The following is an 8,330-nucleotide window of genomic DNA, read 5'->3' on the forward strand; positions in this document are numbered from 1 at the left end:
CGCGACCCGCGGGCGCCCCCGCGACAGACCAGACGGCCGGCCGTCCCGGAACCGAAGAGCGCGACTCGGCGGGTGGCGTGCGGATCGCCCAGGCGGATGCCACCTGGCGTACCACCGTGGTCGTGCAGGCTGAGGGCGCCGTCGACGCGCCAGCCACGAATCGCGATGGCCAAGGGCGCCCCGGCGGCGCTGTCATCGCACGCGACTACGACCAGCACGCAGTGCTGGCACTCGTTCGTGCGAGCCGACCGCAACCGGGCTGGGCCTGGGAGCGCTTCACGCGTGAAGGTCCGCTCGCCCTGCTGCCGATCCGCCATGGCGACGACGCGCAGGACACGTATTCCCTCGTCTGGTGCTGTGCGCCTGCGCATGCGCAGGCGCTCGTCGCGCTAGACGACGCCGCGTTCGGCCGGGCGCTCACAGCAGCCTTCGGCGACCGGCTGGGCGAGCTCACCTCCGTGAGCGCGCGCCAGGTCTACCCGCTGCGCCTGCGCTGGCGACGCGAGCCAGTGCAGGGCCGCTGCGTGGCGATCGGCAATGCCGCCCAGACACTGCATCCCGTGGCCGGTCAGGGGCTAAATCTCGGGCTGCGCGACGCCGAGCAACTGGCGCAGGCCCTGCGCGCCTGGCTGCATCGCCCGGCCACCGACCCCACCCCCCTCCTGGCGGCCTTCGGACGTGCCCGCCGCGCCGACCGCACGGTAACCGCCGGCATCACGGACTTGCTGCCGCGCGTTTTCGCCTCCGGCTCGCCGCTGGTGGAACACGCCTGCGGACTCACCTTGCTGGCACTGGACACGATCCCTGCACTGCGCCGCCCATTGGCGCGGCAATTGATGCAGGGGCTGCGCAGCTAGGTGGACCACTGCGCGAACACCCCGGGGTTTTCCCGCCCGCCTCGGCAGGTTTGCCCCCCGGGGGTACAATCCCCCGCACACCCAAGTCTTTCCCGACACGCCCGCCTCCTACGGCCAGGGCGTTTTTCCCCTTTCGCCCCCATGCGCATCGGCCCCTGGCTACTCCCGAACAACGTGATCGTCGCCCCCATGGCGGGCGTCACGGACCGGCCGTTCCGCCAGCTGTGCAAACGGTTGGGAGCGGGGCATGCCGTCTCGGAGATGGCTGCGAGCAACCCGAAGCTCTGGGCGAGCGTGAAAACCGCCCGTCGGCTCCACCATACCGGCGAGAGCGACCCGATCACCGTGCAGATCGCCGGTGCCGATCCCGCCATGCTGGCTGAGGCGGCCGTGTTCAACGTCGGCAAGGGTGCCCGCATCATCGACATCAACATGGGCTGCCCGGTCAAGAAGGTATGCAACGCGGCCTCCGGCTCGGCACTGCTGCGCCACGAAGACCTGATCGCACGCATCCTCGAGGCCGTCGTCCAGGCCTGCACGCCGCTGGGCGTGCCCGTCACGCTCAAGACCCGCACGGGCTGGTGCCGCGAGAGCCGCAATGCCGTGCGCATCGCCAAGCTCGCGGAAGACACTGGCATCGCCGCTCTCGCCCTGCACGGGCGCACCCGGGCGGATCTGTACACCGGCGAGGCGGAATACGACACGATCAAGGCCGTGAAGGCCGAGATCCGCATCCCGCTCATCGCCAACGGCGACATCGATTCCCCAGAAAAGGCCAAGGCCGTGCTCGACCATACCGGCGCGGACGCCGTCATGATCGGGCGGGCCGCCCAGGGCCGGCCGTGGATCTTCCGCGAGATCGACCACTTCCTGCGCACCGGCGAGCACCTCGCGCCGCCGACCCGTGAGGAACTGCGCGATCTGCTCCTCGAGCACCTGGACGATCACTACCGTTTCTACGGCGAACACACGGGCGTGCGTACCGCCCGCAAGCACATCGGCTGGTATCTGTCCGGCCTGCCGGGCGGCACCGAGCTGTGTGCCCGCATCAATCTCATCGACTCCACCCGCGAGCAGTGGCAGGCGGTGGCGCACTGGTTCGACCAGGTGCCCGCCGAGCCCGGCCTGCTCGCCGCCTGACAACGAAGCATGGAAAACAACCCCACATCCCTGGAGGCGTGCGTACACGCCCAGCTTGATCGCTATTTCAGCGACCTGGACGGCGAATCCACCGGCTGCATCTGGCAGATGGTGATCTCCGCCGTGGAGCGGCCGATGCTGGAATCCGTGTTGATGCGCGCCGGCGGCAATCAGTCGCGCGCGGCGGACATGCTCGGCATCAACCGCAACACCCTGCGCAAGAAGATCGAGCAGCATGGCCTGCGCGTGGATGCCCCCGCGCGCCTGCCGGTGAAGTCCTGACCCTTTTCCTATCTCGCGGGCGCCATGGCGCCTGTCCAACAAGAGCCCCCACCTGACATGTCCATCCAGCGAGCCCTGATCTCCGTGTCCGACAAGGCCGGTATCGTCGACTTCGCCCGTGCCCTGGCCGCACGCGGTGTGCAACTGCTGTCCACCGGCGGCACCGCCAAGCTGCTTGCCGAGAACGGCCTCACGGTGCAGGAAGTGGCCGACTACACCGGCTCGCCGGAAATCCTCGACGGCCGCGTGAAGACGCTGCACCCCAAGGTGCACGGGGGCCTCCTGGCCCGCCGCGATTCGCAAGAGCACCTGAGCACGCTGGAAGAACACGGCATCGGCCGCATCGACCTGCTGGTGGTGAACCTCTACCCCTTCCAGCAGGCCACGGCACGCCCGGACTGCACGTATGAGGACGCCGTCGAGAACATCGATATCGGTGGCCCGGCCATGCTGCGCGCGGCCGCCAAGAACCACGGCACGCAGGACGGTGGTGGCGTGACGGTGGTGATCGATCCGACGGACTACGTGCGCGTGCTGGCCGACATCGACAGCCAGGGCGCGCCGAGCTACCCGCTGCGCCTCGAACTCGCGGCCAAGGTCTACGCCCACACCGCCGCCTACGACGGCATGATCGCCAACTACCTGACGGCGCTGACCACGGCCCCGGCCCAGCAGGACGTGCCGCAGCGCGATCCGTGGCCCGGCGTGCTCACGCTCCAGCTCACGCGTCACCAGACGATGCGCTACGGCGAGAACCCGCACCAGAGCGCGGCCTTCTACACGGACGCCAAGGCGGCCCCCGGCCTGCTCGCGAACTACCGCCAGCTGCAAGGCAAGGAACTGTCCTTCAACAACATCGCCGACGCCGATGCCGCCTGGGAATGCGTGCGCACCTTCGATGCGCCGGCCTGCGTGATCGTCAAGCACGCCAACCCGTGCGGCGTGGCCGTGGGCGCCAATTCCCTGGCCGCCTACCAGCAGGCGTTCAAGACCGACCCGACGTCCGCCTTCGGCGGCATCATCGCCTTCAACCGCCCGGTGGATGGCCCCACGGCCGAAGCCATCAGCCAGCAGTTCGTCGAGGTGCTGCTTGCCCCGGCCTACGACGGTGCCGCGCTGGAAGTGTTCGCCGCCAAGAAAAACGTGCGCGTGCTGGAAGTGCCCCTGGGCGCCGGTGTGAATCCGCTGGACGTCAAGCGCGTGGGCGGCGGCTGGCTCGTGCAGCAGCCCGACAGCCTGAACGTGGCCGCGGCCGACCTGAAGGTCGTGACCGACAAGCAGCCGACCGAAGCCCAGCTCTCGGACCTGCTCTTTGCCTGGAAGGTCGCCAAGTTCGTGAAGTCCAACGCCATCATCTTCGTGGCCAACCACATGACCTTGGGCGTGGGCGCAGGCCAGATGAGCCGCATCGATTCGGCGCGCATCGCCTCGATCAAGGCCGAGAACGCCGGTCTGTCGCTGCAGGGTTCGGCCGTGGCCTCGGACGCCTTCTTCCCGTTCCGCGACGGCCTGGACGTGGTGGCCGATGCCGGTGCGACCTGCGTCATCCAGCCCGGTGGCAGCATGCGTGACGACGAAGTCATCGCCGCGGCCAACGAGCGTGGCTTGGCGATGGTCTTTACCGGCAACCGCCACTTCCGGCACTGAGCATGCAGCCAGGCGCGCCGGTCCCCGTCCGCATCCTCGGGGTCGACCCGGGATTGCGGCGTACCGGCTTCGGGGTCATCGACGTCGATGGCCCGCGCCTGCGCTACGTGGCGAGCGGCACCATCGTCGCGCCCACGGACGGCCCGCTGCACGAGCGCCTGAAGATCATCCTGGACGGTTTGCGCCAGGTGGCCGCCGAGACCCGGCCCGACGCCGCAGCGCTCGAAGAAGTCTTCGTCAACGTCAATCCACGTTCCACGCTGCTGCTGGGGCAAGCCCGTGGCGCGGCGCTGTGCGCGCTCGCCGACAGCGGGCTTGCCGTGCAGGAATACACGGCCGTGCAGATCAAGAAGGCGGTCGTGGGCACCGGCCGTGCAGAGAAGACGCAGGTGCAGGACATGGTGCGGCACCTGCTGCACCTGGACGGCACCCCGGCGCCGGACGCGGCCGATGCCTTGGCGTGCGCCATCTGCCACGCGCACGCGGCGCCGCTGGCTGGACGCCTCACGGGCGTGGGCGCCGCCGGCCTCGTGCTGCAGGTGCGCGCCGGCGTGCGCATGCGCCGCGGGCGCGTCTCCACCGGACGCTGAAGGCTAAGCGGAGGCGTCCAGACGCTTCACCAGGCGGCAGGGCTCCGCCAGGAAATCACTGAACCAGCCGCGGCCAGATCGCCTTCGTCGACTACGGTGAAGGGCGTGCCATCCACGTCGTGCGCCTTGCGCCAGACGCTTTCATCGTCCTCGATCACGTCGGGCACCAGGTCCAGGCGCAGCATGCCCGGTGCCGTGAGCGTAATGTAGCCCAGTCGGTACTGCAGATTGACGGTTTCGAGCTTGGGATAGTCGTCGGGCACGAGCACGTCGAACTCGGGGGACACCAGAAGCCACTGGCTGTCGTACTTGGCGACGTCCGCCCCCTCCAGGGGGCCGCAGCCGTCGATGGGAAAAGCCGTTTGCATCACTCACACTCCGGATAGCATCGCCGGGATGATACTCGCGCCGGTCAGGGGTTGAACAAGCCCTTCAACGCATTGCCAAGGAGTTTGCCTGCGCCGCGGGCAGCCTCCTCACTCTGACTGGGAGCCTCAGGGGCCGTCTCTTCTCGGTCGCGGCCGCCCAGCAGACGTTCGATCTGCCGACCGGCCTCGCGCTCGAGCGTCTGCGACAGCGTGCGCGCGGCCACCCGGTTCCATTGCACGGTGTACTCGGGCGATTGCCAGGGGCCGCTCACGAGGATGGGCACGGTCACGCCACGCAAGGCCTCCAGCGTCTTGCCGTCCTGCCCCGTCGAGGTATTGACGACGCGCGCGTCCAGCATGACGTCCAGACGCTCGTTGACGAGATCCACCGTGGCCGGGGTGCCCTCGGTGATGCGCACGAGCGGCGCCGCCACGTAGAGATCCGTCAGTGTGCCTACGCCCTCTTTCACGGCCAGGGTGGCGCGCAGCTCGGAGAAGTCCGTGCGGTGCTCGCGATCGGTGGCTTGTGTGGCGGCCTCGCCGCGTCCGATAAGCGCCCGGAAGTCCCGCAGCGACTGCGCCACGTTCACGCCCTTCACAGCCCCATCGCGCAAGGCGAGGGTCAGCTCGCCGTCCAGGCCGCGCCGCATCGCTTCCACGGTCTTGCCGGTGGTGGCGAGCGCCGCGTGCACGTCCCCGCGGCCAGACAGACCATCGACATTCGCCAGACGCGTCAGCATCGGCTGCACCGCGACACCCGCCCAGCGGCCCGTCACACTCACCCGTTGCGTGGCAGCGTCGGCCGAGGCCTGCCCGGTCAGCCGGCCTTCGAAGAGGTTCGCACGCACGTCGGACAGTTCGGCGCGGCCGTTGGCGAGCGCAAGCTTCGCGCCCACATCGCGCGCCGCTATCCCGCGCAGCGTGAGCTCGGCAACCCGCACCTGTCCTTGCGCATTGACCGCCTGCAGCGCGGAGAGATCCACCGGCGTCTCGGCGGGCGCGACCGGCTCCACGGCCCCGGCCCGGGGCGTCGCAGGCGGCGCCACCGGCGGGCTCTCGGGCAGCGCCGGCCAGAGCGCATCCACGTCCAGGCCCTGCGCCGCCACGTCGAACGTGATGGCCGGAACGGCAGCGCTCAGGTTCGTGCCCTTGGCTGTCAGGGTGAGAGGGCCACCCGGCAAGGCCGCCTGCAAGGCGACATCACCCGAGTCGGCGCGCACATCGCCCGCCAGACGACCCGATACCGGGAACGTCAGACCGCCCTCCGGCATGCGACACCCTCGATGCGCGCCTTGGCGTCCAGTGCCGACAGCGCAAACGTGCGGCCCGTCAGACTCGCCGTCGCTGGCGACGTCAACTCGATCCCTGCCGTACGCCCGTGCCGGCGCAGGCTGGCCTTGAGCTCGGCCTGCGCCACGGCCAATCGGCCCGCGGTACCTGAAATCCCCGTCAGGCCGAGCCGCACGCTCATGCCGCCCTCCCCTTCCTGCGCGTAACTCAGCTGCACCGGGCCGCCGCTGGCGGCCTTGTCATCCACCGCCAGGCTCGGCACGTCCGCGGCCGCCGTGAAGGGGGCAGCGCCCAGGCGACCCTGCGCCTTGCCGACGAGCCCCTCGATCGCCAGACGATCGCCCTGCGTGTCCAACACGAGTTGGGGCAACACCAGTTGGGCATCGACGTTGGTGAGCGGCGTGGCAAGCGCCAGATCGCCCTGGAAGCCCACCGACACGCTGTTCAGCGTGAGCGTGCCACTCTGCGCATCGTAGGCGGCATCGCCACGCGCGCCAAAGGCGTTGGCCTTGACCGAGGGCAAGACGCCCGCCATGCGCAGATCCAGGTTGCGCAGCGAATAGCGTCCCTCTGCCGCATCGACACCCAGCCGGGCCTGCACCTGCACCGTGGCATCCGCGCGCGGGCTCTGCCCCAGCAGCCGCGCCGCCGCGCTCACGTCAAAGGCCTTGCCCGTGGCAATCCCCGTGGCCGAGACGTTCAGGCGCTCCAGGCGCAAGGCCATGTCCTGGCGTTCGTCGCGCAGCGCGACATCCCCACCGCTGACCGTCACGCTGCCCACCGCGAGCTGGATCGAGCCGTCAGCCGATGCGGGATTCTCGGTGACGGCGGGCACGGGTTCGCCTGCCGGCGCGGGCGCATGCAGCAGATCATCGAAATTGAAGTGGCCCCCCGCATCACGCACCACGTTGGCCTTCACGCCCGTGAGCGTGAGGTGCTCGATGACCAGATGGCGCGAGAAGAGCGGCCAGAACGCGACGGCGGCACGGGCCGAATCCACCGCAGCGAAGACCTGATTGCTGTGCGGCTCCGAGATCGACACGCCGCCGATCTCCAGGCCCAGACGCGGCATGACGGACAGCCGGATGTCGCCATCGATCACAAGGGTGCGGTCGTAGCGTTCCTTGACCAGATCGACCAACGTGGATTTGTAGTCGTTGGGATTGATGAAGAGCACGAGCGCAACGAGGACGATGCCCGTCAACAGCACGAGCGCGCCCAGCGCGATCACCAGCCGCCTCACCCAGGACATGACACCCCTCGAAAACCCCTTCAGGTAGCCCACGTGCGGGCAAGCCCGACTAGGCAGGTTAATCCTTTACTTTAACGCGGGCTCGGGGGACGTGCTTGGTCATACTCCTGACGATGCGTGTAAGCTCGCATCGCCCTCGTGGACGTCCGTTACTATGGACCGCACACAACGACCCACCGTTTTCTTGCTCAAGCCCACCATGTCCTACGATCCCAACAACATCTTCGCCAAGATCATCCGCGGCGAAGCCCCCTGCGTGAAGGTGTACGAAGACGAGCACACCTTCGTCATGATGGACATCATGCCGCAGGCCGAAGGCCATACCCTGGTGCTCACCAAGGAGCCGGCCGAGATGATCTACGACCTGTCGCCCGAAGCCGCCGCCGCCTGCATCCAGACCACGCAACGCGTGGCCAAGGCGGTGCGCAAGGCACTGCAGCCCGACGGCATGATGATCGCGCAGTTCAATGGCGCCGCCGGCGGCCAGACCGTGTTCCACGTCCACTTCCACATCCTGCCGCGCAGCAACGACACCAAGATGAAGCCGCACGCCCGCGAAATGGTCGACCCGGCCACGCTGCAGCCGCTGGCCGAACGCATTCGAGCGGCGCTGGACGAAGTCTGAGAAACGGCGCTGAAGGCCATACCCGACAGAAATCTGCTGGCCCTGAACGAAAGCCGTTGGCCCCGACCCTAAGCTGCGGGCTGTGACGTAGGTCGCAAGCCTCAAGCACGAGCCGCTGGCGCGACGGCCGGCAGCGGGGCCGTCGGAGCGCGCCGAGCGCAGGGTGTCGTGACGGGAGGCAAGGGCGGCGATGTCTGAGGACGCGGGTGTGGACAGTCCGGGGGACTGTCCACCCTCCGAGTTCGCCGACCGCCCGTCACGACATCCGGAGCGAGAGGG

9 protein-coding genes are annotated in these 8,330 nt (G+C 68.8%); 6 read left to right on the plus strand and 3 right to left on the minus strand.

Annotation, left to right across the window (positions count from 1 at the left end):
* From IMZ29_RS21715 to ruvC, 5 genes are all read left to right on the plus strand, one after another.
* Positions 1-857, plus strand: an 857-nt coding sequence (locus IMZ29_RS21715; protein WP_216188247.1) for an FAD-dependent monooxygenase, incomplete at its 5' end; no start/stop codon positions are given.
* A gap of 141 nt (positions 858-998) precedes the next feature.
* Positions 999-1,997, plus strand: coding sequence for a tRNA dihydrouridine synthase DusB (dusB, locus tag IMZ29_RS21720; RefSeq protein ID WP_216188249.1), 999 nt, complete (start codon positions 999-1,001; stop codon positions 1,995-1,997).
* A gap of 9 nt (positions 1,998-2,006) precedes the next feature.
* Positions 2,007-2,279 (plus strand): helix-turn-helix domain-containing protein, encoded by a 273-nt coding sequence (locus tag IMZ29_RS21725; protein ID WP_216188251.1) that lies wholly within the window; start codon positions 2,007-2,009, stop codon positions 2,277-2,279.
* Between the two features lie 57 nt (positions 2,280-2,336).
* Positions 2,337-3,926: a bifunctional phosphoribosylaminoimidazolecarboxamide formyltransferase/IMP cyclohydrolase gene (gene purH, locus IMZ29_RS21730; protein ID WP_216188253.1), complete on the plus strand. Its 1,590-nt coding sequence runs from the start codon at positions 2,337-2,339 to the stop codon at positions 3,924-3,926.
* A gap of 2 nt (positions 3,927-3,928) precedes the next feature.
* Positions 3,929-4,516 carry a crossover junction endodeoxyribonuclease RuvC gene (gene ruvC / locus IMZ29_RS21735; protein WP_216188255.1) on the plus strand — a complete coding sequence of 196 codons (588 nt, stop codon included), beginning with the start codon at positions 3,929-3,931 and terminating at the stop codon, positions 4,514-4,516.
* A 26-nt stretch (positions 4,517-4,542) separates the two neighbouring features.
* Here ruvC and IMZ29_RS21740 read toward each other — a convergent pair whose 3' ends face one another.
* From IMZ29_RS21740 to IMZ29_RS21750, 3 genes are read right to left on the minus strand one after another with little or no spacing between them, the layout of a single operon-like run.
* A complete protein-coding gene (locus tag IMZ29_RS21740; protein WP_216188257.1) occupies positions 4,543-4,884 on the minus strand; it encodes a hypothetical protein in 342 nt (113 codons plus the stop codon).
* 44 nt (positions 4,885-4,928) lie between these two features.
* Complete coding sequence (locus IMZ29_RS21745) at positions 4,929-6,155, minus strand: AsmA family protein (protein ID WP_216188259.1); 1,227 nt, start codon at positions 6,153-6,155, stop codon at positions 4,929-4,931.
* Positions 6,137-7,426 carry an AsmA family protein gene (locus tag IMZ29_RS21750; RefSeq protein ID WP_216188260.1) on the minus strand — a complete coding sequence of 430 codons (1,290 nt, stop codon included), beginning with the start codon at positions 7,424-7,426 and terminating at the stop codon, positions 6,137-6,139. Before IMZ29_RS21750 ends, IMZ29_RS21745 begins: the two co-directional genes overlap by 19 nt.
* A gap of 199 nt (positions 7,427-7,625) precedes the next feature.
* On the opposite strand from IMZ29_RS21750, the gene IMZ29_RS21755 reads away from it, so the two are divergent.
* On the plus strand, positions 7,626-8,051 hold the full coding sequence (locus tag IMZ29_RS21755; protein ID WP_216188262.1) for an HIT family protein: 426 nt from the start codon (positions 7,626-7,628) through the stop codon (positions 8,049-8,051).
* Positions 8,052-8,330: the final 279 nt, after the last annotated feature.

Origin of the sequence: Verticiella alkaliphila, from assembly GCF_018904615.1 — a bacterium.
GTDB classification, from domain to species: Bacteria; Pseudomonadota; Gammaproteobacteria; order Burkholderiales; family Burkholderiaceae_B; genus Verticiella; species Verticiella alkaliphila.

Excerpts from the sequence above, each read along its gene's own strand:
- IMZ29_RS21740 (WP_216188257.1), bottom strand. The coding sequence starts at position 4,884 with ATGCAAACGGCTTTTCCCATCGACGGCTGCGGCCCCCTGGAGGGGGCG.
- ruvC (WP_216188255.1), top strand. The coding sequence starts at position 3,929 with ATGCAGCCAGGCGCGCCGGTCCCCGTCCGCATCCTCGGGGTCGACCCG.
- IMZ29_RS21745 (WP_216188259.1), bottom strand. The coding sequence starts at position 6,155 with ATGCCGGAGGGCGGTCTGACGTTCCCGGTATCGGGTCGTCTGGCGGGC.
- purH (WP_216188253.1), top strand. The coding sequence starts at position 2,337 with ATGTCCATCCAGCGAGCCCTGATCTCCGTGTCCGACAAGGCCGGTATC.
- IMZ29_RS21755 (WP_216188262.1), top strand. The coding sequence starts at position 7,626 with ATGTCCTACGATCCCAACAACATCTTCGCCAAGATCATCCGCGGCGAA.
- IMZ29_RS21725 (WP_216188251.1), top strand. The coding sequence starts at position 2,007 with ATGGAAAACAACCCCACATCCCTGGAGGCGTGCGTACACGCCCAGCTT.
- dusB (WP_216188249.1), top strand. The coding sequence starts at position 999 with ATGCGCATCGGCCCCTGGCTACTCCCGAACAACGTGATCGTCGCCCCC.
- IMZ29_RS21750 (WP_216188260.1), bottom strand. The coding sequence starts at position 7,426 with ATGTCCTGGGTGAGGCGGCTGGTGATCGCGCTGGGCGCGCTCGTGCTG.